At 74.6% G+C, this 22138-nt stretch carries 17 protein-coding genes and 1 pseudogene; 10 read left to right on the plus strand and 8 right to left on the minus strand.

All coding sequences use genetic code 11. From position 1 onward, the window contains the following. Positions 1–88: 88 nt before the first annotated feature. Positions 89–904 (plus strand): annotated as a pseudogene (locus tag CP969_RS30645) (alpha/beta hydrolase fold domain-containing protein); the annotation flags it as partial. Between the two features lie 79 nt (positions 905–983). Here CP969_RS30645 and CP969_RS30650 read toward each other — a convergent pair. Next, positions 984–2456: an MFS transporter gene (locus CP969_RS30650; protein WP_016823928.1), complete on the minus strand. Its 1473-nt coding sequence runs from the start codon at positions 2454–2456 to the stop codon at positions 984–986. 55 nt (positions 2457–2511) lie between these two features. Between CP969_RS30650 and CP969_RS30655 the strand changes: the two genes are divergently transcribed. Together CP969_RS30655 and CP969_RS30660 are read left to right on the plus strand one after the other, a co-directional pair. Further along, positions 2512–3291 (plus strand): TetR/AcrR family transcriptional regulator, encoded by a 780-nt coding sequence (locus tag CP969_RS30655; RefSeq protein ID WP_016823927.1) that lies wholly within the window; start codon positions 2512–2514, stop codon positions 3289–3291. A gap of 43 nt (positions 3292–3334) precedes the next feature. Then, positions 3335–5467 (plus strand): SDR family NAD(P)-dependent oxidoreductase, encoded by a 2133-nt coding sequence (locus tag CP969_RS30660; protein ID WP_150474988.1) that lies wholly within the window; start codon positions 3335–3337, stop codon positions 5465–5467. Positions 5468–5575: 108 nt separating this feature from the next. Here the strand turns inward: CP969_RS30660 and CP969_RS30665 are convergent, their stop codons facing one another. The 6 genes from CP969_RS30665 to CP969_RS30690 form a co-directional block, all read right to left on the minus strand. Beyond that, positions 5576–6640, minus strand: a complete 1065-nt coding sequence (locus CP969_RS30665) for a lipoate--protein ligase family protein (RefSeq protein WP_016823925.1) — start codon at positions 6638–6640, stop codon at positions 5576–5578. A gap of 136 nt (positions 6641–6776) precedes the next feature. Beyond that, positions 6777–6962, minus strand: a complete 186-nt coding sequence (locus CP969_RS30670; protein ID WP_016823924.1) for a hypothetical protein — start codon at positions 6960–6962, stop codon at positions 6777–6779. 166 nt (positions 6963–7128) lie between these two features. Then, the gene (locus tag CP969_RS30675; RefSeq protein ID WP_016823923.1) at positions 7129–8181 is read right to left on the minus strand and encodes an oligopeptide/dipeptide ABC transporter ATP-binding protein; all 1053 of its coding nucleotides are present in this window, start codon (positions 8179–8181) and stop codon (positions 7129–7131) included. Next, complete coding sequence (locus tag CP969_RS30680; protein ID WP_016823922.1) at positions 8178–10151, minus strand: dipeptide/oligopeptide/nickel ABC transporter permease/ATP-binding protein; 1974 nt, start codon at positions 10149–10151, stop codon at positions 8178–8180. The genes CP969_RS30675 and CP969_RS30680 overlap by 4 nt, the downstream gene beginning before the upstream one ends. Then, positions 10151–11101, minus strand: coding sequence for an ABC transporter permease (locus CP969_RS30685; RefSeq protein WP_016823921.1), 951 nt, complete (start codon positions 11099–11101; stop codon positions 10151–10153). Before CP969_RS30685 ends, CP969_RS30680 begins: the two co-directional genes overlap by 1 nt. A gap of 81 nt (positions 11102–11182) precedes the next feature. Then, positions 11183–12802 (minus strand): ABC transporter substrate-binding protein, encoded by a 1620-nt coding sequence (locus tag CP969_RS30690; protein ID WP_050793733.1) that lies wholly within the window; start codon positions 12800–12802, stop codon positions 11183–11185. A gap of 118 nt (positions 12803–12920) precedes the next feature. Between CP969_RS30690 and CP969_RS30695 the strand changes: the two genes are divergently transcribed. From CP969_RS30695 to CP969_RS30725, 7 genes are all read left to right on the plus strand, one after another. Next, positions 12921–13673 carry a FadR/GntR family transcriptional regulator gene (locus CP969_RS30695; protein ID WP_039830666.1) on the plus strand — a complete coding sequence of 251 codons (753 nt, stop codon included), beginning with the start codon at positions 12921–12923 and terminating at the stop codon, positions 13671–13673. 260 nt (positions 13674–13933) lie between these two features. Continuing rightward, the gene (locus CP969_RS30700; protein ID WP_016823919.1) at positions 13934–14956 is read left to right on the plus strand and encodes an acetylxylan esterase; all 1023 of its coding nucleotides are present in this window, start codon (positions 13934–13936) and stop codon (positions 14954–14956) included. A gap of 25 nt (positions 14957–14981) precedes the next feature. Then, the gene (locus tag CP969_RS30705; RefSeq protein WP_016823918.1) at positions 14982–16463 is read left to right on the plus strand and encodes an exo-alpha-sialidase; all 1482 of its coding nucleotides are present in this window, start codon (positions 14982–14984) and stop codon (positions 16461–16463) included. A gap of 85 nt (positions 16464–16548) precedes the next feature. After that, a complete protein-coding gene (locus tag CP969_RS30710; RefSeq protein ID WP_016823917.1) occupies positions 16549–17508 on the plus strand; it encodes a dihydrodipicolinate synthase family protein in 960 nt (319 codons plus the stop codon). After that, positions 17505–18488 (plus strand): ROK family protein, encoded by a 984-nt coding sequence (locus tag CP969_RS30715; RefSeq protein WP_016823916.1) that lies wholly within the window; start codon positions 17505–17507, stop codon positions 18486–18488. The genes CP969_RS30710 and CP969_RS30715 overlap by 4 nt, the downstream gene beginning before the upstream one ends. Next, entirely contained in the window at positions 18485–19159 is a 675-nt protein-coding gene (locus CP969_RS30720) for an N-acetylmannosamine-6-phosphate 2-epimerase (RefSeq protein ID WP_016823915.1), read from the plus strand. Before CP969_RS30715 ends, CP969_RS30720 begins: the two co-directional genes overlap by 4 nt. Before the next feature lie 133 nt (positions 19160–19292). Further along, a complete protein-coding gene (locus tag CP969_RS30725; protein WP_051044374.1) occupies positions 19293–20573 on the plus strand; it encodes an amidohydrolase in 1281 nt (426 codons plus the stop codon). 91 nt (positions 20574–20664) lie between these two features. Here CP969_RS30725 and CP969_RS30730 read toward each other — a convergent pair whose 3' ends face one another. After that, entirely contained in the window at positions 20665–22101 is a 1437-nt protein-coding gene (locus CP969_RS30730) for an MFS transporter (protein WP_016823913.1), read from the minus strand. Positions 22102–22138 lie beyond the last annotated feature (37 nt).

Raw genomic sequence — 22138 nt, forward strand, 5'->3', positions numbered from 1 at the left:
GGAGGGTTCCGGGCGGGACGGCGATGCGGCAGTGTGGTGGGCGCAAGTGACGCGCGCTCAGATGCCGGAGGACGACGAAAGGCGTTGCATGCCCACCGTGCCCGGTCGGTTCCTGCCGTTGTACCTGCGCCTGATCCGCACCAACCGGCGGTACGTCACCGCCCGGGGAGCGGAACGGCACCTGCGGCAGCGCGTGCTGCGGCCCCCCGCGTACGGCCCGCCGCGGCGACTGCGCGCGGACGTCTCGGTCCGTGTCGAGCGGTGGCGGGGCCGGCCCGTCTACACCCTCGCCCCCGCCGCCGGTCGCGCGAGCGGCGGCACGGTGTACGTGCACGGGGGCGCGTGGGTGAACGAGATCGTGCCCCAGCACTGGCAGTTGGCCGCACGGATCGCCGCACGGGCGCGTACCCGCGTCGTCGTCCCGATCTATCCGCTGGTGCCCCACGGGACCGCCGGACACGTCGTCCCCGCGATGGCCGAACTGGTCCTCGCCGTCCGCGAGCGGTACGGCCGGGTGTGTCTGGCGGGCGACTCGGCGGGCGGTCAGATCGCCCTGTCGGCAGCGGTCCTGCTGCGCGACGGGCACGGGACGGTGCTGCCGCGCACCGTGCTCGTCTCCCCGGCCCTGGACCTGTCCTTCGGCCATCCCGGCATCGACGCCGTCCAGCCGCACGACCCCTGGCTCGCCCGCGAGGGTCTGAGGGTGTTCGCCGACCTCTGGCGCGGCGACCTCGGCCTCACCGACCCGCGGGTCAGCCCGCTCGCCGCCGACCTCCGCGGGCTGGGACCCCTGACCGTCTTCAGCGGGACCCGCGACATCCTCAATCCGGACGCCCGTCTGCTCGTCCGGAAGGCCGTCGCCGCCGGCGTCGAGGTCGAGTACCACGAGCGGCCGGGAGCGGTGCACGTCTTCCCCCTCACCCCCACCCGGGAGGGAGCCGCGGCCCGCGGCGTCGTCGTCGACCGCCTGCGCGCGGGGCACGTCACGCCCGGCCGCACCCGGGGTCCTTCCGACGGCCCTGTGCGGGAGGAGGGCCCGGGGACCGCGCGGCCTGCGCGTCGAGGCGGTAGCGGAGCTGCACCGCGAGGGAACCCGCCATCAGCAGGGCGGGCAGGACCGTGAAGCCCAGGAGGATCGCGGTGTGCGCGCCGGTGGTCTGGGCGACCTCCTCGCCGGCCCGCGCGGCGGCGTACCCGCCGAGGGCGAGGACCGCCGAGTACAGGTAGGGACCGGCCGCCGCGCCCATCGATTCCGCCGCGGTCCACACCCCCGTGTAGGCACCGGTCCGCTCGATCTCGCTCCGGCCCGCCTCGCGGACGGCGTCGGGAACCATCGAGAACGGGAAGAGCTGGAGGCCCGCGAAGCAGACCCCGAGGACGAGGGTGCACAGCACGGGCACCGCGGGACCCGCCGCGTCCCCCGCGCCCAGACCGAGGGCGCCGGCGACGAAGACGGCCTGGGCCAGCAGCAGGCAGCGCTGCTTGCCCCAGCGCCGCGAGACGCGGAACCACAGGGGGGTGGTGAGCAGGGCGGGGGCCACGAACGCCGCCATCAGGACGGTGGTGAAGCCGGGCCGGTGCAGTGCGTGGCGCGTGTAGTACGGCAGACCGGCGAGGACCAGGTGGGTGGTGGTGGAGGCGAGGAGGTAGGCGAGGGTGAGGAGGCGGAACGGCGCGTTGCGGCGCAGGACGTCCCGCACCTCCGCCAGGGTCGCCCCGGGCCCCCGCCGCCCGGTGGGCGCCGCACCCCGCGTGCCCCGCGGGGCCCCGGCGGGCAGCAGGTCGCGCACCCCGCCCACGCCGACGACCTGGAAGACGGCGGTGAAGACGCCGAGGACGAGGGCCATCACCGCGTAGCGGGCGACCGAGTCGCCCTCCCCGGCCAGGAGCGGTGCCAGCGCCCCGCCGACCAGGATGCCGACCGTGAGGACCACCATGCGGAAGGAGAGCACCCGGGTCCTGCCGTGGTAACCGACCGTCATGTCGGTGGGCGTGGCGAGGTAGGGCACCTGGTACGAGGCGAAGAGGGCGTTGGCGACGACGAACCAGCCGGCGACCCAGACGGCGGCGACCCAGGGCCGGTCGGCCACGGGGGCGGGGACCGCGAAGAGCGCGACGAAGGCCGGGGCGAGGGCGCACCCCGCCGCCAGGAGCCGCAGCCTGTTCCCGCGGCGGGCGCGTTCCCGGTCGGAGAGGGAGCCGACGAAGGGGTGGAGGACGATGTCCACGGCCTTCGGCACGAGCAGGGCGAGGCCGGCCAGCCACGGGGCCACCCCGAGGGTGTCGGTGAGGAAGTACAGGAGCAGCAGGCCGGGGACGGTCACGTAGACGCCCATGCCGGCCGAGCCGAGCGCGTACCGCACGAGTGCGGGGCGGGGCACGTCCCCGCCGTCTTCGCCGGCCTCCCGGCCCTGCTGTCCGGGAAGGGGGACCTCGGGGCGAGCAGCGGCGTCCATTTATCCCTCACCTGTTTGATTGCGGGGTCTGCGGATCCTAGCCAGACTGGGCCGGATGAGGAAGAGCACGCAGGCACGGTCACAGGAACAGGCACAGCCGCAGGCGCGGGACGGGCGGCCCGCCCGGCGCGGACCGGGCAGGCCCCGGCGCGCGGAGCGGGAGGGGCCCCCGACCCGTGAACTGATCCTGCGGGAGGCGACGGAGCTGTTCGCGGCACGGGGGCCGGAGGGCACCTCGCTGCGCGACATCGCGGGGCGGGTGGGCATCGACGTGTCGAGCCTGCACCACCACTTCCCCTCGAAGGACGCCCTCTACGACGCGTGCTTCGAGCGGGTGCACGAGGCGGAGCGGGCGGCGCTGGCCCCGCTCGTGGCGGAGCTCGGCCGTGCCGCGCCGCTCGGCGGGGCGCCGCTCGCCGCGGCGCTGCGCGCGCTCGCCGAGGGCTTCGTGGACTTCCTGGAGGAGCACCCGCACACCACCTTCCTGTGGCTGCGCCGATGGCTCGACCCGGTCCGCGGCACGGGCCTGGACGAGGCGTACGCGCTGCCGCTGTACGGCGAGGTCGAGCGGGTCCTGCTGGAGGCGGCCCACGCGGGGACGGTGCGGGAGGCGACCCCGCACGTCACGGTGCGCAGCCTGGTGTGGGCGGCGCACGGCCACGTCACGGCGCTGGCGGCCGCCCCTCCCGCCGGGCGGGAGCGCGAGCGCTACGAGTTCCGCGTCTGGGTGCGCCGGTTCCTGGAGGCCCTCTACGGCGCGCCGCCGGCCGCCGGGGCGGCGGGGTCTGGTGCCCCGGCCGAAGGCGGGGTAATAATCCAGCAACCGTTGGATTAGTTCCGAGGGGATCCGTGAGGGTCCGGAAGAGGGCGCGGACGCGATGGACGCAGGGCGGGGTACGGCGGCGCCGGGGCGGGTGGCCGTCGTCGGGGGAGGGATCGCGGGCATCGCGGCGGTCAAGGCGCTCCTCGAGGCGGGCGTGGAGGTGTACGGCATCGAACGGGCCGGGGAACTGGGCGGGCTGTGGCGGCTCGCCGAGGACACCGCCGCGTACGAGGGGCTGCGGCTCAACACCTCCAAGCCGCGCACCGAGTTCAGGGACCACCCGATGCCCGCCGACTGGCCCGACTACCCCTCGCGCGCCCAACTCCTGTCCTACGTACAGGGGTACGCGGAGCGCTTCGGCGTCGACCGGCACTACCGGCTGAACACCGAACTCCTCGCCGCGCGGCGCACCCCGGAGGGCTGGCTGCTCGAACTGGCCGGCCCGGACGGAACGAGCGAGGAGAGCGTCGCCCACCTCGTGGTCGCGAACGGGCACAACCACACGCCGCGCCTGCCCGAACCGCCCTACCCGGGCCGGTTCGAGGGGACGACCTCGCACGCGCACACCTACCGGGAGCCCGCCGGGTTCGCGGGCCGGCGGGTGCTCGTCGTGGGCACCGGCAACTCCGCGATGGACATCGCGACGGAGCTGGTGGGACACGCGAGCGAGGTCCTGCTGTCCGCCCGGCGCGGGGTGTGGGTGCTGCCCAAGCGGCTGCTGGGCCGGCCCACCGACCAGTGGAACGGGGCCCTGGCCGCGGTCCTCCCGTGGCGGCTGCGCCAGCGGGTCTCCCAGGCGATGCTGCGACTGGCCGGCCTGGGCGGGAACGGGCCGGCGCTGCCCCCGTCCCCGCAGGGGGTGCTCCAGGACCATCCGACGCTGAGCGACACGGTCCCGGCGCTGGTGGCGGCGGGGAGGATCAAGGTCCGCGCGGGCATCGAACGCCTCGAGGGCCACCGGGTGCGCTTCACGGACGGGCGCGAGGACGAGGTGGACCACATCCTGTGGTGCACCGGATACCGGGCGACCGTCCCCTTCCTCGATCCGGCGCTGGTCCCCGACCCCGCCCGACTGCCGCTGTACCGGCACGTGTTCCCGCTCGACGAACCCGCGCTCTCCTTCGTCGGCCTGATGCAGTCGACCGGCTCGGCGCTCCCGGTCGTGGAGGCGCAGGGCAGGCTGCTGGCCGCGTACCTCTCCGGGCGCCGACGCGGGCCGTCGCGGGAGCGGATGCGGGCGGCGGTCGCCGCGGAACTGCGCGCCGCCCGGGCCCGGTGGGGCGAGAAGCGCCCGCACCTGCGCATCGACGTGGACCGCTACCTCCGCGAGGTGGCGCGGGACCTCGCGGACCGGCGGAACGACGCGCCGCCCCTCGCGGGGCGGCGGGTGGTCGTGACGGGCGCCGCGGGCACCTTCGGCCGGGCGATCGGCGAGCGCTTCACCGCACTCGGCGCCCGGGTGGTCGGACTGGACCTGGTGGCGGACGGGACGGGGCGCACGCCCGTCGTGGCCTGCGACCTGACCGACCCCGAGTCCGTCGCCCGGGGGGTCGAGGAAGCGGTGCGGCTGCTCGGCGGAGGAGTGGACGTCCTCGTCAACAACGCGGGCCGGGGCGGTCCCGCGCCCGCGGAACTGCGGCCCTCCGAGGAGGTGCGGGCCCAGTTGGAGCTCAACCTCCTCGCCGCCTGGGAGGTGACGGCCGCCGCGCTGCCGCACCTCGAACGGGCCCGGGGCCGCGTCGTGTTCATCGCCTCGCGCATGGCGGTGCTGCCGCTGCCGCTCGCCGCCGCCTACGGGGTCTCCAAACGGGCGCTCGCCGCGTACGCGGACACCCTGCGGCTGGAGGTCGGCCCGCACGTCGGGGTCACCACCGTGTACCCGAGCATGGTGCGCAGCCCGATCCACGACAGCACCCGCGCGGCTGGACTCTCCCTGGACGGGGTGTCCCGGCCCGAGCCGCTCGAGGGGGTGGTGTCCGCCGTGGTCCGCGCCGTCACGGCCGGGCGGGCGCCCCGCGACGTGGCCACGACGCGCCGCGGGCGGATCGAGATGGCGCTCGCCCGGCACGCCCCGGCCCTCGCCGACCGCGTCGTGCGGCGGACGGTCGCGGCCCGGCTCGCCGCGGGCGCCTTCGACCGGGCCCCGCTCGCCGAAGGACTGCGGCGCAGGGCCGGCCGCACCGGCTGAACCCGGCCCGTACCGAGGGCCCGTCGCGCGGACCGCGCGCGCGAACGGGACGGGGCCGGCCCGGCACGTGCCGGGCCGGCCCCGCGAAGAGGTGGGGCGCGCCCGCCGTCACGGCACGCGGGCGGTCCACTCCGGGGTGGTGAACTTCGTCCGGGCCAGTTCCCGGGCGCGGGCCAGTTCCTCGTCCGTCACCTTGCCGTGGGCGAGCCCGTACCGGGCGCGGAAGGAGTCGATCATGCGGTCGATGACGGTCTCGCGCGGCAGGCCGGTCTGCCGGCGCAGCGGGTCCACCCGCTTCTTCGCGCTCTTGGTGCCCTTGTCGGACATCTTCTCCTTGCCGATGCGGAGCACGTCGAGCATCTTGTCGGCGTCGATGTCGTAGGCCATGGTCACGTGGTGCAGGACGGCGCCGGGGCCGCCGTCCGGTCCCACGATCCGCTTCTGGGCGGCGCCGGCGATCTTGCCCTGGTCGGTGGCGATGTCGTTCAGCGGCTGGTACCAGGCCCTGATCCCCATGTCGCCGAGCGCGCCGAGCACCCAGTCGTCGAGGTAGGCGTAGCTGTCCTGGAAGGACAGCCCCTGCACCAGCGCCTCGGGCACCGACAGGGAGTAGGTGATGGTGTTGCCGGGCTCCACGAACATCGCGCCGCCGCCGGAGATCCGGCGCACGACCTCGATGCCGTGCCGCCGGGCGCCCTCGGGGTCGACCTCGTTGCGCAGGGACTGGAAGCTGCCGATGATCACGGCCGGGGCGCCCCACTCCCACACCCGCAGCGTCGGCGGCCGGCGTCCCGCGGCGACCTCGGCGGTGAGCACCTCGTCCAGCGCCATGTGCAGCGCCGGGGCCTGCGGGCCCTCGTGGATCACCTGCCAGTCGTAGTCGGTCCAGTCGGTGGCGTGCGCGAGCGCGCGGCGCACCGCGATGCCGACGCCCTCCGAGGTCAGCCCGTACATCACGGTCCCCTCGGGGAGGGCCGCGTCGATCCGCGCGGCGAGCCCGGCGGCGTCGGTGTCGGCGGGGGCCCCGTCCAGGGCGCGGTTCACGGCGTCGAGCGCCTCGTCCGGTTCGAGGAAGAAGTCGCCCGCCACGCGCACGCGGCGCAGCACGCCGTCCTCCACGTCCACGTCCACGACGACGAGCTTGCCGCCGGGGACCTTGTACTCACCGTGCACGGCTCCGCCTTTCGTTGTACCGCTGATGGTCAACAGCGGAGGCGGTCGCGGTGTTCCCGGCCGGCGCGGGCCGCGCACGGACGGTCCCGCCCGGGGCGACCGGGCGGGCCGGACCCCGGACGGGTCCGGTGGCGGCTCAGGGCATCAGGAGCGCCAGAAGGATGATCAGCAGGGCGACGAGCCCGATGATGACCCACACCTGCTTCCCCCGACGGGTCCCGCTCCGGGCCGATGCGTCCTCCGGGCCGCCGCCCCTGGGACGGTCCTCCGGGAGCCCCGGGTTCTCCGGGCGGTCACGTGTGTAGAAGTCGTCGTCGGCCATTTCGGACTCCCTCCGTGCTTCCCCCGCCCCCCGGGTCCCCCTCCCACCCCGGTTGAACACCGCCGGGCGCCCGCGATCCGGACGGTCGCCCGCAGGCCCGGGGGAGGAGAGGAGGACGACGGCCACCGCTCCGGGCGGTACGCGGCGGAGCACCGCCCGGTGGCCGTCACGCGCCGTGCCCGGCACGCCCGGACACGGCACCCCCGGGCACGGACACCGCGACGGGCTCCGCCCCCGGCTGCGGGTGCACGCAGTGCCAGCGGTGTCCGTCCGGGCCGCCCGCGGCGGCCGGGAACGCGGTGGCGCACGCGTCGTCCGCCTTCCAGCAGCGGGTCCGGAACGGGCAGCCGGAGGGCGGGTTCGTCGCGGAGGGCACCGGGCCGTGCAGCACGATGCGCTCGGGGCGCTCCAGCAGGCTGGGCGTGGCCGAGAGCAGCGCCTCGGTGTACGGGTGCCGGGAGTCGCCGGTGACCTCGGCCGCCCCGCCCTCCTCGACGACGCGGCCGAGGTACAGCACGGCGATGCGGTCGGACAGGTAGCGCACGGTCTGCACGTCGTGGGAGATGAACACCATGGCGAGGCCGAGCCGGGCGCGCAGGTCCACCAGCAGGTTGAGGATCTGGGCGCGCACCGACACGTCCAGGGCGCTGGTGGGCTCGTCGGCGACGATCAGCTCCGGCTCCAGGGCCAGGGCGCGCGCGATGGCCACGCGCTGGCGCTGGCCGCCGGAGAGCTGGCCGGGCAGCGCCTGGAGGGTGTGGCCGGGCAGTCCGACCAGGTCCAGCAGCTCCTCGACGCGCTGTTCGCGCTCGGTCTTCGTGCCCCGGCCGTGCACGTCCAGCGGGTCGCGCAGGATCCGGCGCACGGGCAGCCGCGGGTTCAGCGCGGTGGAGGGGTCCTGGAAGACCACGCCGACGGAGGCCCCGAAGCGGGTGCGGCGTTCGGCCGCGGGCATCGTCCACAGGTCCCGGCCCTTGAAGTGGACGTGGCCCTCCGTCGGGCGCTGCAGTCCGGTGACCACCCGGGCCAGGGTGGACTTGCCGCAGCCCGACTCGCCGACCAGGCCGAGGATCTCGCCGCGCCGGACCTCCAGGGAGGCGTCGGTCAGCGCGTGCACGGCGTCCCGGCGCAGGAGGCCGCCGCTGCGGGCCTTGTGCCGGACGTGGACGCCGTCCAGCCGGACGAGGGGTTCCATCACGGTGTCCTCCGGGGCGGTCATCGGGCACCTTCCAGCGACTTGGCCGCACCGTGCGCGGGCGCCGGGTGGTGGCAGGCGTACAGGTGGTCCCGCGCGCCGTCGCGGCCGGCGGCGGGCGGCGGGGTGGTGGCGCACAGCTCGGTGGCGGCGGCGCAGCGGGAGGCGAACCGGCAGCCCGTGCCGAACGCCTTCGGCGCGGGCACCACACCGCGGATCTGGTGCAGCCGGTCCGCGCCCGCCTCCAGCGAGACGACGGAACCGAGCAGCCCGCGGCTGTAGTGGTGCGCCGGGTCGGTCAGCAGGGAGCGGGTGTCGCCGGCCTCGGCGACCTGGCCCGCGTACATCACGGCGACCCGGTGCGCGAGGTCGCCCACGAGGGCCAGGTCGTGCGAGACCAGGACCATCGCGAAGCCGAGCTCGTCGCGCAGCTCGACCAGCAGCTCGACGACCTGGGCCTGCACGGTGACGTCCAGCGCGGTCGTCGGCTCGTCGGCGATGAGCAGCCGGGGGCTGCGGGAGAGCGCCATGGCGATCAGCACGCGCTGGCGCTGGCCGCCGGACAGCTCGTGCGGGTAGCTGCGCAGGGTGCGCTCGGGGGACAGGCCGACCAGGTCCAGCAGCTCGGCGGGGGTGCGGGTGCCGCCGCGCGAGGTGAGCCGCTTGAGCTGGGTGCCGATCAGCACCGACGGGTTCAGCGACGACATGGCGTCCTGGTAGACCATGGCGATCTCCGGGCCCATGAGCGCCCGGCGCTCCTTCGGCGACAGCTTCAGCAGGTCGCGGCCGCGGTAGAGGATCTCGCCCTCGGCCTCGGCGTTGCGGGCCAGCAGACCCATGATCGCCAGACTGGTGATCGACTTGCCGCAGCCCGACTCGCCGACCAGGCCCAGGGTCTCGCCCTCGCGGACGGTGAAGGAGATCCCGTCGACGACGCGGATGTCGCCGTAGCGGTCGGGGAAGCGGATCGACAGGTCGCGCACGACGAGCAGGTCGGGGGCGCCCTCGGGCAGCGGCTCGACGGCGGGTTTTGTCGCCTCGATCCGGGCGGCGAGCGCGGCGAGCGCGGCGTCCGCCTCGGCCCGGTCGGCGGCCGGCTCGACGGCGGCGATCTTCTCGACGGTGTCGCCGCCGTCGGCGCGGGCCTTGTCCGGGGACGCGGCGGCGTCCGTCATGCCCTCGGACAGGACGTTCAGCGCGAGCACCGTGATCAGCAGGCACAGACCGGGGAAGAGGGTCGCCCACCAGCCGCCCGAGAGCAGGATCTGCCGGCCGTAGGCCAGGACGCTGCCCCAGCTCGGGTCGGGGTCCTGCACACCGGCGCCGATGAAGGACAGGCTCGCCTCGAAGATGATGGAGTCGGCCACCATGACGGTCGCGAACACCAGGACCGGCGCGGCGCAGTTGACGGCGACGTGCCGGGCGACGATGTAGCCGCGGCGGGCACCGATGACCTGCTCCGCGGCGACGTAGTCCTCGCCGTACTGCTCCAGCACGTTGGCCCGCACGACGCGGGCGAGGGAGGGCGAGTAGACGAAGGCGATGGTGAAGATGATGACCGGGACGCTGGGCCCGAACACCGCGACCAGGACGGCGGCCAGCGCGATCGGCGGGAACGACATCACGACGTCGAGGGTGCGCATCACCGACTCGTCGGCGAGCTTGCGCGAGGTGGCCGCCAGGGCGCCCAGGAAGGAGCCGATGACCAGCGCGAGGAACGTCGCGCCGAGGCCGATGACGAGGGAGTAGCGCGCACCGTGCACGACCCGGGCGAACACGTCGCGGCCGGCCCGGTCGGTGCCGAACCAGTGGTCGGCGCCCGGTGGCTGGGCGGGGGTGCCGGTGGCGAGCGGGTCCTGGGTGAGCAGCGGCGCGAGGACCGCGCCCAGGACGACGACGAGGAGGACCCCGAGCGCGATGCGGGAGGGGACGGGCAGGCGGCGCAGGCGGGTGCCGGGCCGGAGCCGCTCGGCGAGGGAGCGTGGGGCGAACATCACACCGTCCTGATGCGCGGGTTGACGAGCAGGTAGAGCAGGTCGACGACGACGTTGACCACGAGGAAGGCGACCGCGATGGTGAGCACGGTGCCCTGGACCAGGCCGACGTCGCCCCCGGTGACACCCTCGAGGATCAGCTTGCCCATGCCGGGCAGGTCGAAGATCGCCTCGATGACGACGGCGCCGCTGAGCATGTAGCCGACCTTGACGCCGAGCACGGTCAGCGGGGTGATCAGGGAGTTGCGCAGCACCGACCGGATGATCAGGAACGGCGGCAGACCGCTGCCCCGGGCGGTGCGCACGTAGTCGCGGTCGAGTTCGGCGACCATCGAGGTGCGGACCAGGCGGGCCAGCGAGGAGGCGACCGGCAGGGCGAGGGCGACGGCGGGCAGCGCGAGGCTCTCCAGCCAGCCGGAGAAGGAGTCGGCCGGATTGACGTAGCCGCCGGTCGGGAAGACCGGGGTGTTCAGCGCGAACTGCTGGATGAGCAGGACACCGAGCCAGAACGAGGGCAGGGCGATGCCGACCATCGACAGCACCCGGAAGACCTGGTCGGGCCAGCGGTCGCGGTGGACGGCGCTGGTGACGCCGAAGACCAGGGCCAGCACGATGGCCAGCGTGAGGCCGAGCAGCGTCAGCTGCAGGGTCAGCGGGAAAGCGGTGGCGATCCGGTCGGCGACGGGCTGGCTCGGCGGCACGGTGACACCGAGGTCGCCCTGCACCAGATCGCTCAGGAAGGCGAAGTACCGCACCGGCAGCGGGTCGTCGAGACCGTGCTCCTCGGCGAACGCGGCACGCGCCTCGGGGCTCGCGCTGTCACCGAGCGCGTTGTACGCGGGGTCGGCCGGCGAGAACTGCAGCACCACGAACACGAGCAGCGCGATGCCGAGCACCATCACCGGCATCATCGCGACGCGGCGCAGCGCGAGCCGGAGGAATGCAACCATCGTGAGGTTCCTAGGGATTGGGGCCGGCCGCCGCCGCTGCCCGGCAGGCAGTGACGGCGACCCGTGAGCGGGCGTACGGGCTCAGGCGCGGCCGACGTCGATGAACGACAGACCGGTGGTGGGCAGCGGCTTGAAGCCCGGCAGCGTGCCGTCCCGCCAGGCGGTGGGCAGCTTGCGGTGCAGGACCGGGTACAGGGCCGCCTCGTCGGCGACCAGGTCGGTGACCTGGGCCCACAGCTGCCTGCGCTTCTCCGCGTCGGCCTCCGAGGCGGCCTTGTCGAGCAGCGACCTGGTCCTCTTGTAGGCGTCGGAGCCGGTCCAGCCGTACCGCTTCTCCGGCCAGAAGCCGTAGTAGAACCAGCGCAGCAGCAGGTCGGCGTCGTTGCCGAAGACCGACGGGTCGCCCGGCGCGGCCAGCGCCTCGAAGTCGCCCTTGTCGACCTTGGCGTACTGGGCGGGGGACTGGGCGATGTCCAGCTTCGCCTCGATGCCGGCCGCGGCCCAGCTCTCCTTGATCAGCGGCGCGATGTCCTTGACCCAGCCGGTGTCCGTGAGCAGCAGCGTGAAGGAGAGCTTCTCCACGCCCGCCTCCTTCAGCAGCTTCCTGGCCTTGGCCGGGTCGTGGCCGTAGACGGTGGCGGCCTCGTGGTAGTCGGGGTGCGTGGCCGGCACGTATCCGGTGGCGGGCTCGGCGTTGCCCAGCAGGGCGGTGGAGATGATCTTCTCGGTGTCGAGCGCGTAGTGCAGGGCCTGGCGCACCCGCTTGTCCGCGAAGCGCTCGTCCTTGCAGTTGAACATCAGGAAGAGCAGGCCGAAGGACTGGACGGACTCCACCTTGTCCTTGCCCGTGAAGCCCTTGACGTCGATGTAGGGCACGTCCTCGATGGCCTGCACACGGCCGGACTTGAGCGCGCTGACCCGGGCGGAGGGGTCGGACATCAGGTGCCAGACCATCTTCTTGGCCTTGGCCGGGTGCGGCCCGTTGTACTGGTCGTACGCCTCCATGACGATCTTGTCCTCGCGGACCGCCGACACGAAGCGGTACGGGCCCGAGCCGACCGGCTTGGCGTCGAAGGCCTTGGCGTCGGCGCCGGCGATCTTCTCGGGCACGATGCGCACCACGGCTATGCGCGACGGGAAGAGCGCGAAGGGGTGCTTCAGCTTGAACTCGACCGTCGACGCGTCGACCGCCTTCACCCGGTCGATGAAGGGCACGAACTGCGCCATCAGGGAGGCGTTCTTCGGGTCGAGGACGCGCTCGAAGCTGAACACCACGTCGTCCGCGGTGACCGCCGAGCCGTCGTGGAAGGTGGCGCCCTCGCGCAGGGTGGCCCGGTAGGTGGTCGCGTTGATCTTCTGGGGCATCTCGGTGGCCAGGGCCGGCCGGGCGACGAGCGTGGCCGGGTCGAGGTCCACCAGCCCCTCGAAGATGTGCATGTTGGCGGCGAACGGGGTCGCGCCGGAGGTGATCATGGGGTCGAAGCCCGTGGAGAGGGGGTAGGAGAGCCCGGCCTCGATGGTGTCGGTCGCGCCGCCGGAACCGCCGGAGTCGTCTCCGGTGCTGCCGGGACCGCCGCAGGCCGACAGGCCCGCGGTGATCGCGGTCGCCACACCGAGGGCGCTCGTGTATCGCATGAAGGTGCGGCGGTCGACGCCGGCTGAGGTGCGCGCGGACAAGGATTCCTCCTGGCGGGAAGGCATGATGGGCGGTTCGAGGAGAGGCGGGCGCGAAAGTATCTCACTGAGCATGCGTCAGACGTCTGATGTCTGATGCTTGATAGCGTGGGAACGTAGCCCGATGAGGGAGAGGGGTCAAGAGGTGGCGGTGGGACAAGGTGCGATCAAACGGTTGGTGCCGGAGGCCAAGGCGGTTCGGCAGCCCTTGCGGCAGGAGGTCGTCGACGGCATCAAGTCCTACATCCTGCGCAACGAGCTGCGCCCCGGGGACCTGCTGCCGACCGAGCCCGCGCTGTGCGAGGCGCTCGGCGCCAGCCGCTCCAGCGTGCGCGAGGCGATCAGGATCCTCACCGCGCTCGACATCGTCGAGGTGCGGCACGGGCACGGCACCTACGTGGGCAGGCTGAGCCTGTCCGCCCTGGTGGAGAGCCTGGCCTTCCGCGGCCTGCTGAGCCCCGACGACGACTTCCAGGTCATGTCGGACCTCATCGAGGTGCGCGAGCTGTTCGAGCGCGGCATGGCCGAGCGGCTGGTGGGCTCCCTCAGCGACGACCAGATCGCCCGCCTGGACGGACTGGTCGACGAGATGCGCCGGGCCGGCGCCGGGGAGGGGCACGGGTTCGTCGAGGCCGACCGGGCCTTCCACACCCTGCTCCTGGCCCCCCTCGGCAACGACCTCATCGGGCAGCTCTCCTCGGCGTTCTGGGACGTCTACGTCATCGTCGCGCCCCACCTCGACGTGTTCACGCACGAGCACGAGGCGGCGACCATCGCCAACCACCAGCGCATCGTGGACGCCGTCCGCGACCGCGACCCCGCGGAGTTCGCGGCGGCGCTGACCGACCACTACGCGCCGGTGCGCAAGCGCATAGCCGAGGCCCGGGCCCGCCGCTGACCCGGCTCTGAGTCGGCGCAGGCGGCCCCCGTCCGGGGTCGCCTGCGCCGTGCGGCGCCGCTCCGTCCGGGCGCCGCCCGAAGCGGGCGCACCGGCCGGCGGGGCACTTGACGGCCGTCATCCGGATCTCTAAGGTCCCAGGACAGCAGACATCAGACGTCTGCCCTTGAGGCACCTCCCGACCGCCCTCGGGACACCTCCCGATCCGATCCCCCTCCGCGCCGCGCCGCGCGCAGGTCTCACCCGACGGGGCCCTCTCCATGCCACTGACGGACCTCACGCTCGAGCAGTGCCTCGCACTGCGGCCCGAGCTCGACGAACCCGCCGACCTCGACGCGTTCTGGGAGCAGACCCTCCTCGCCGCCCGCGCGGCCGGCGGCACCACCCGCCACACCCGGGTGGACACCGGGCTCACCCAGGTCGTCACCTACGACGTGGCCGTGCCCGGCTTCGCCGGGGAGCCCGTCCGCGGCTGGCTGCACCTGCCCGCCGGGGCCGACGGCCCGCTCGGCTGCGTGGTGGAGTTCCTCGGGTACGGACGTGGCCGCGGCCTGGCCCACGAGCAGGTCCTGTGGGCCAACGCCGGCTACGCGCACTTCATCATGGACACCCGCGGCCAGGGCTGGTCCACGGCCGGCGGCGACACCCCCGACACGGCCACCCTGAACGGCGAGGTCCCCGGCTTCCTCACCCGCGGCCTGGCCGACCCCCACGACCACTACTACCGGCGCGTGTTCACCGACGCCGTGCGCTTCACCGAGGCCGCCCGCGCACACCCGGCCGTCGACCCCGCCCGCGTCGTCGTCACCGGCATCAGCCAGGGCGGCGGCATCTCGCTCGCGGTGGCCGGACTCCTGCCGGGCCTCGCGGGCGTCATGCCCGACGTGCCGTTCCTGTGCGACATCCGGCGCGGCGCGCTGATCGCCGGAGCGCCGCCCTACACCGAGATCGCGGAGTACCTGCGCCTGCACCGCGACCGCACCGGGACCGTCTTCACCACCCTGTCCTACGTCGACGCCGCCCTGCTGGCCGCCCGCGCCACCGCCCCGTCGCTCTTCTCCATCGCCATGATGGACGAGGTCTGCCCGCCCTCCACCTGCTTCGCCGCCTACCACCGCTACGGCGGACCGAAGGACCTGCGCGTCTACGAGTTCAACGGCCACGAGGGCGGCGGCGGCCACCACCGACGAGAACAACTCGCCTGGGTGCAGCGGTTGTTCCACACCCCCCACCTCGCCACCGCACCCGACCTCGCCACCCTGCACGACCTCCGACCCGCCTGATCCTCACCCGAGAAGGGGCACGTTCATGCAGCGTAGAGCCACCCTGGCCGCCACCACCGCGGTCGCCGCCCTGGCCCTGCTCGCGGCCGGCACCCCCACCGCGTACACCGCCGACCGGCAGGTCGCCGCCGCCGGCACCCTCACCTCCCAGGACATCGCCACCGCGGGCACCGGCTCCCCCTACTACCGCATCCCCGCCCTCACCCGCACCACCAAGGGCACCCTGATCGCCGCGTACGACGCCCGGCCCACCCTCGCCGACCTGCCCGGCAACCTCGGTGTCGTCCTGCGGCGCAGCACCGACGGCGGGGCCACCTGGCAGGCGCAGCAGGTCGTGCGCAAGGACGCCGCCCCCCGGGGCTACGGCGACCCCAGCCTCCTCGTCGACCGCGAGACCGGCCGCATCTTCGTCTTCTACGCCGCCTCCGTGAACCAGGGCTTCTTCGGCTCGGCCACCGGCAACGACGAGAACGACCCGAACGTCCTCCAGGCCGACTACAGCTACTCCGACGACGACGGCCTGACCTGGAAGCACGAGCGCATCACCGCCGAGATCAAGGACCCGGCCTGGGCCGGCATGTTCGCCGCCTCCGGCGAGGGCATCCAGCTGCGCCACGGCACCTACAAGGGCCGCCTCGTCCAGCAGTACGCCATCCGCAACAACGGCGCCAACTACGCGGTCAGCGCCTACAGCGACGACCACGGCGCCACCTGGAGGATGGGCACTCCGGTCGGCCCCGGCGGCGACGAGAACAAGACCGTCGAACTCTCCGACGGCCGGATCATGCTCAACAACCGCTCCGCGCCCTACCGCACGGTCGCGTACTCCACCGACGGCGGCGTCACCTACACGCCGTTCCAGCAGGACACCGAACTGCCCGACCCCGCCAACAACGGCTCCGTCATGCGTTTCGCGCCCGACGTGCCCGCTTCGCACCCGCGCGCCTCCTGGCTGATGTTCAGCAACACGGCCACCACCAACAGCCGCAGCAACCTCACCGTCCGGCTCTCCTGCGACAACGGGCAGAACTGGCCGGTGCGCAGGACCGTCGAGTCCGGCTCGGCCGCCTACTCCACGCTCACCCCGCTCAGCGACGGCACCGCGGCCAACCCCCGGGTCGGCCTGCTGTGGGAGCGCGACAACTACCGGCACATCACCTACTCCTCCTTCGACCTGCAGTGGCTCGGCGGCGTCTGCGCGCCCGTCACCCTCACCCCGCCCGCCTCCCTGCCCGCCGGGAGGACCACCGAGGTCACCGTCCGCGTCGTCAGCCAGAACGACAAGGACCTCCCGGCCGGCTCGGTCTCCCTCAAGCTGCCGTCGGGCTGGAGCGCCCCGAGCGTGACCGTGCCCGCGCTCAGGCCCGGCCAGGGCGCCAACATGAAGATCCCCGTCACCGTCCCGGCGACCGCCACCGCGGGCACCGTCTCGACGACCGCGACCTACCTGGTCCGCGGATGGCAGCGGTCCTACGGTGACGGCACGCTCACCGTCACCGCGCCCTAGCCCGTCCCGGGCCGCCCGCGCGACGCCTCGCGCGGGCGGCCCGTCGCCTCTCGTACCAGCACCGCACCACCCAGGAGCCCCTCTCATGTCCTCGTCCCAGCCGCTGCGCGGCGTCGTGCCGCCCGTCTGCACCCCCCTGGACGCAGCGGGCGAGGTCGACACCGCCTCACTCGCCCGGCACGTCGAGCACCTCCTGCGCGGGGGAGTGCACGGCCTGTTCGCCCTCGGCTCCAGCAGCGAGGTCGCCTTCCTCACCGACCGGCAGCGGGAGGTCGTGCTGCGGACCGTCGTCGAGGCCGTCGCCGGCCGCGTCCCCGTGCTCGCCGGCGTCATCGACATGACCACGCCCCGGGTGCTCACCCACGCCGAGGCCGCCCGCGAGGCCGGCGCCGACGCCCTGGTCGCGACCGCGCCCTTCTACGCCCGGACCCACCCCCGCGAGATCGCCCGCCACTTCCGCACCCTCCGCTCCCGCGTCGACCTGCCCCTGTACGCCTACGACCTCCCGGTCTCCGTGCACAGCAAGCTCTCCACCGCCCTGGTGCGCGAACTCGCCGCGGACGGCACGCTCGCCGGCCTCAAGGACAGCAGCGGCGACGAGGGCTCCCTGCGCCGGCTCATCGTCGAACTCGGCGGGCGCCGCGGCCGCGCCGACGGTCCGGCCCCCGCCTTCAGCATCCTCACCGGGTCCGAACTCACCGTGGACGCCGCCCTGCTGGCGGGCGCCGACGGCGTCGTCCCCGGCCTGGGCAACGTGGACCCCGCCGGATACGTGCGCCTCCACGACGCCGTGCGCGGCGGCGACCTCGACCGCGCGGTGAACGAACAGGAGCGGCTCGTCGAGCTGTTCGGCATGGTCGACGCCGGCCCGGAGGACGAGATGGGCCGCAACTCCTCCGCCATCGGCGCCTTCAAGCACGCACTGCGCCTGCTCGGGGTGTTCGCCCACGGCACCACCGCCGCCCCGCAGATCCAGCTGGGCGACGCGTCGATCGCCCGCGTCGAGGAGCGGCTGCGCGGCGCCGGGCTGCTCCCGGTCCGATGACGGCACGGCACCCGCACGCACCGGTGATCGGCCTCGACCTGGGCGGCACGAAGATCGCCGCCGCCCTGGTCGCGGCCGACGGCACCGTCCTGGACCGGCACTCCCTCCCCACCCCGGCGACCGAGGGGGCCGAGGCGGTGCTCGACGCGCTGGCCGAGGCCGCCCGGGCGGTCCGGGCGCCGGGCACCACGGCGCTCGGCGTCGCCGCCGCCGGGGTGATCGACCCCGCCACCGGCACCGTCACCAGCGCGACCGACACGATCCGCGGCTGGGCCGGCACCGCCCTGGCCGCCGGCCTCGCCGCCCGCACCGGCCTTCCGGTGGCCTGCGACAACGACGTGCGCGCCGCCGCCGCCACGGAACTGGCCGCCCCGCACGGGGGAGGGGACGGCCGCGGCGGGGCGCCGCACGGCGAAGGGACGACCCTGATCTACGCGGCCGTCGGCACCGGCGTGGGCGGCGCCGTCGCCGCGGCCGGGCGCATGCTGCACGGGGCGGCCGGCATCGCCGGGCACCTCGGCCACCTGCCGAGCCCCGAGGCCGACGGACTGCCCTGCACCTGCGGCGCCACCGGCCACCTCGAGGCGATCGCGGCGGGACCCGGCATCACCGCCCACTACACCCGGATGAGCGGCGTCCCGGCCGACCGCCTGGAGACGGTGGCCGCCCGCGCCGCCGGGGGCGAACCGCACGCCACCGCGGCCATCGTCCTCGGCGCCGAGGCCGTCGGCCGCGCCCTGGGCGGCCTCGCCAACACGCTGGGGGCCGACCGCGTCGTCGTCGGTGGCGGGGTGCCCCGCATCGGCCCGCTGTACACGAAGGCCCTGGCCGCGGCCTTCGCCGCCGAACTCATGCCCCCGCTGCGGGGGTTGCGTCCCGTCCCGCCGCGCGGCGGCCCCGACGCCGCGGTGCTGGGCGCCGCCGCCCTGCCCCGCACCCTGCCCCTGCACCACCCGCACACCACCGGAGCCCTCCGATGACCCTGTCCCTGGCCGACACCCTGAAGGGCCGGCTGATCGTGTCCTGCCAGGCCCCGCCCGGCGACCCGATGCGCCACACCGACACCCTGGTCCGCATGACCCTCGCGGCGCAGGCCGGCGGCGCCGCGGCCGTACGCGTCAACGAACCGGAGGTCGTCGCGGCCACCGTCGCGGCCACCGACCTCCCGGTGATCGGACTGTGGAAGGACGGCGACACGGGCATCTACATCACCCCGACCGTGCGCCACGCGCTCGCCCTCGTGGAGGCGGGGGCCGCGGTCGTCGCGGCCGACGCCACCGCGCGCCCGCGCCCCGACGGCAGCACCTTCGCGGAACTCGTCGAGGCCGTCCACGCGGCGGGCGCCCGGGTCATGGCCGACGTGTCGACCTTCGACGAGGGCCGCGCGGCCGCGGCGCAGGGCGCCGACTTCGTCGGGACGACCCTGTCCGGATACGTGCCGGGCTCCCCCCGCCAGGACGCCCCGGACCTGGCGCTCGTCGCCGACCTCGCCGCCGCGCTCCCCGTCCCGGTGATCGCCGAGGGCCGGATCGCGACCCCGGAGCAGGCCGCCGAGGCGCTGGCGGCGGGCGCGCTGAGCGTCGTCGTGGGCACCGCCATCACGGCACCGACCGCGCTGACTAGGGCCTTCGTCGCCGGGCTCACCGTCTGACCGGGAGAGGCGGAGTCACCGTCCGACCGGGAGAGGCGGAGGTTGTGCCGCACACCCGGAAAGGCGCGGTGCGTGAGGGGAACACACCATGGTGGTGTGTTCCCGCAGGACGTACCGGAAGGTGGCCGACCCCATGAACAGTGTCACGACCGTCCTCGCCGGCCTGGACGCCGTCCGGCCCGGCGTGGAGGCCCTCTACCGGGACCTCCACGCCCATCCCGAGCTCGGACTGCAGGAGCACCGCACGGCGGGGAAGGCGGCGGACGCCCTGCGCCGGGCCGGCTACGCCGTGACCGAGGGCATCGGCGGCACCGGTGTCCTCGGCGTGCTCACCCGGGGGAGCGGGCCGACCGTGATGCTCCGCGCGGACATGGACGCGCTCCCCGTGCAGGAGGCCACCGGACTCCCGTACGCGTCGGAGGTCACCGCCGTCGACCGCGACGGCGCCGGGACGCCGGTCATGCACGCCTGCGGCCACGACGTCCACGTGGCCGCGATGGTCGGGTTCGCCCAGCTCATGGCCCGGGCGTCCGAGGCCTGGCGGGGCACCCTCGTGGTGCTCTTCCAGCCCTCGGAGGAGAACGGGGACGGAGCCCGGGCCATGATCGACGACGGTCTGCTCGACGTGTCGCCCCGGCCGGACGTGGTCCTGGCGCAGCACGTCCTGTCCTACCCGGCTGGCTACGTCGGGACCCGGGCCGGTTCCTTCCTGTCGGCCGCCGACAGCCTGCGCGTCACCCTGCACGGGCGCGGCGCCCACGGCTCGGCGCCGCAGGCCGCCGTCGACCCGGTGGTCATGGCGGCCCTGTGCGTCGTCCGCCTGCAGACGGTGGTCTCCCGCGAACTGGCGGCCACCACGCCGGCGGTGCTCACCGTCGGCAGCATCCAGGCGGGGTCGGGGCCGAACGTCATCCCCGACCGCGCGGTGCTCCAGCTGAACGTGCGCACCTACGACCCCGCCGTGCGCGAGCAGGTGCTCGCGGCGATCGAGCGGATCGTGCGGGCGGAGGCCCGGGCGTCCGGCGCGCCCCGGGAACCGGAGTTCGAGCACCTGTCCGCGTTCCCGCCCACCGTCAACGACCGGGACGCGACCGACACGGTGACCCGGGCCTTCGCGGCCTGCTTCGAGCAGGGCGTGCACACGGCCGATCTGCAGACGGCCAGCGAGGACATGAGCGAGATCCCCCGCGCGTTCGGCGTCCCGTACACCTACTGGTGCATCGGCGGCACCGATCCGGCCCGGTACGCGGACGCGGTGGAGAAGGGCACCGTCTCCCAGGACGTCCCGGTCAACCACAGTCCCCACTTCGCCCCCGTCCTCCAGCCCACCCTCGACACCGGCGTCACCGCCCTCACCGCGGCCGCGCTCGCCTGGCTGGCCCCGGCCGGCTCCGGCTCGGCCCCGGAGCCGTAGGCGCCGGTTCCGCTCGGGCTCTCCGGACCCCGGGCTCCTCGGGGAACGCCTGTGCGGCGGAGGCGGAGGCCGCTCCGGCCTGCCGTCGGCCTCAAGGGGCTCTGCCCCCGTCGGGCTTCGCCGGCACGCACAGCCACGCGAGGCCCGCGGCGGCCAGGTAGGCGAGCGCGCCGATGGCCATGCTGGTGCGCAGCCCGGTGGTGTAGTGGGTGGCCGTGGCGAGCAGGCTGCCGCCGATCGCCACGCCGGTGGCGCTGCCGATCTGGCGCGCGGTGTTGAACAGGGCGGAGGCGGCCCCCGAGTAGGCCGGGGGCGCGGCCCCCATCACGGTGGCGGTCGAGCCGGTGAGGGCGAAGGAGGTGCCGAACCCCGCCGCCATCATCGGGACCACCAGCAGCGGGTAGGCGGGGTCGGCCCCCGCCGAGGCCCAGCCGGCCAGCCCCAGGGCGGCCAGGAGCATGCCGGAGACCACCAGGGGCCGATCGCCGGTGCGGCGGGCCAGCCGCCCGGACAGGACGGAGGCGAACATGGTCATCGCCACCGCCGGGAACAGCGCCAGCCCGGTGCCGAGGGCGCTGTAGCCGCGCTGGTGCTGGAACTCCAGGCTGGCGGTGAACACCATGCCGTAGAAGCCGAAGTTGAACAGCAGGCCGATGGCGGCTCCGCCGCTCATCGCGCGGGAGCGCAGCAGGCTCAGCGGAAGGACGGGAGCCCGGGCCAGCCGCTCGCGCACCGCGAACGCCGCGGCGGCCAGTGCGGCCAGGCCCACCCCGGCGAGGACGGCCGGATCGGACCAGCCCCGCCGCCCGGCCTCGTTGAGCGCCGCGGTCAGCAGCGCCACGGCCGCCACGACCGCGCACTGCGCCGGCCAGTCCAGGGCCCGTGCGGCGCGCCGGGGCGAGCGGGCCACGTGCCGCAGCGTCAGCAGCAGGCAGGCCAGGCCGGCGGGCAGGTTGATGAGGAACACCCAGCGCCACCCCGCCGTGGAGACGAGCAGTCCGCCCAGCAGCGGCCCGGCGGAGGCCGCGACGCCCGCCATCGAACCCCACAGCCCGAAGGCCCGCGAGCGTGCGGCCGGCGCCGGGTAGGCCTGCTGGAGCAGGGCCAGGGAACCGGGCACGATCAGCGCCGCGCCGAGCCCCTCCACCAGCCGGGCCGCGACCAGGAAGGGGGTGCTCGGCGCGAGCGCGCACGCGGCCGAGGACACGGTGAACACCACCACGCCCGAGCAGAAGACCCGGCGGTTGCCCAGTCGGTCGCCCAGCGCGCCACCGGTCAGCAGGAACCCGGCGAAGACCAGGGTGTACCCATCGGTGATCCACTGGATGCCGGTGAGCGGGGCCGACAGCTCCCGGCCGATCACCGGCACGGCGACGTTGATGATCGTCACGTCCAGGATCACCATGAAGTACCCGGTGCACACCGCCAGCAGCGGCGCCCGGGACCGCCACCCGGACCCGGGGGCCGGCGCGGGGGAGGACAGGGACCCGCCGTCACCGGGCGGCTTCGCGAACGCCACGGCCCCCACTCCGTTCCGTCCGTGAAGATTCCAGGCCGGAAGACAC

This window comes from Streptomyces viridosporus T7A, assembly GCF_008704515.1.
Lineage (GTDB): Bacteria > Actinomycetota > Actinomycetes > Streptomycetales > Streptomycetaceae > Streptomyces > Streptomyces viridosporus.

Bases quoted from the DNA above. Each gene is read 5' to 3' on its own strand.
- CP969_RS30650 (WP_016823928.1), bottom strand. From the start codon at position 2,456: ATGGACGCCGCTGCTCGCCCCGAGGTCCCCCTTCCCGGACAGCAGGGC.
- CP969_RS30655 (WP_016823927.1), top strand. From the start codon at position 2,512: ATGAGGAAGAGCACGCAGGCACGGTCACAGGAACAGGCACAGCCGCAG.
- CP969_RS30660 (WP_150474988.1), top strand. From the start codon at position 3,335: ATGGACGCAGGGCGGGGTACGGCGGCGCCGGGGCGGGTGGCCGTCGTC.
- CP969_RS30670 (WP_016823924.1), bottom strand. From the start codon at position 6,962: ATGGCCGACGACGACTTCTACACACGTGACCGCCCGGAGAACCCGGGG.
- CP969_RS30675 (WP_016823923.1), bottom strand. From the start codon at position 8,181: ATGACCGCCCCGGAGGACACCGTGATGGAACCCCTCGTCCGGCTGGAC.
- CP969_RS30680 (WP_016823922.1), bottom strand. From the start codon at position 10,151: ATGTTCGCCCCACGCTCCCTCGCCGAGCGGCTCCGGCCCGGCACCCGC.
- CP969_RS30685 (WP_016823921.1), bottom strand. From the start codon at position 11,101: ATGGTTGCATTCCTCCGGCTCGCGCTGCGCCGCGTCGCGATGATGCCG.
- CP969_RS30690 (WP_050793733.1), bottom strand. From the start codon at position 12,802: ATGCCTTCCCGCCAGGAGGAATCCTTGTCCGCGCGCACCTCAGCCGGC.
- CP969_RS30700 (WP_016823919.1), top strand. From the start codon at position 13,934: ATGCCACTGACGGACCTCACGCTCGAGCAGTGCCTCGCACTGCGGCCC.
- CP969_RS30705 (WP_016823918.1), top strand. From the start codon at position 14,982: ATGCAGCGTAGAGCCACCCTGGCCGCCACCACCGCGGTCGCCGCCCTG.
- CP969_RS30710 (WP_016823917.1), top strand. From the start codon at position 16,549: ATGTCCTCGTCCCAGCCGCTGCGCGGCGTCGTGCCGCCCGTCTGCACC.
- CP969_RS30715 (WP_016823916.1), top strand. From the start codon at position 17,505: ATGACGGCACGGCACCCGCACGCACCGGTGATCGGCCTCGACCTGGGC.
- CP969_RS30720 (WP_016823915.1), top strand. From the start codon at position 18,485: ATGACCCTGTCCCTGGCCGACACCCTGAAGGGCCGGCTGATCGTGTCC.
- CP969_RS30725 (WP_051044374.1), top strand. From the start codon at position 19,293: ATGAACAGTGTCACGACCGTCCTCGCCGGCCTGGACGCCGTCCGGCCC.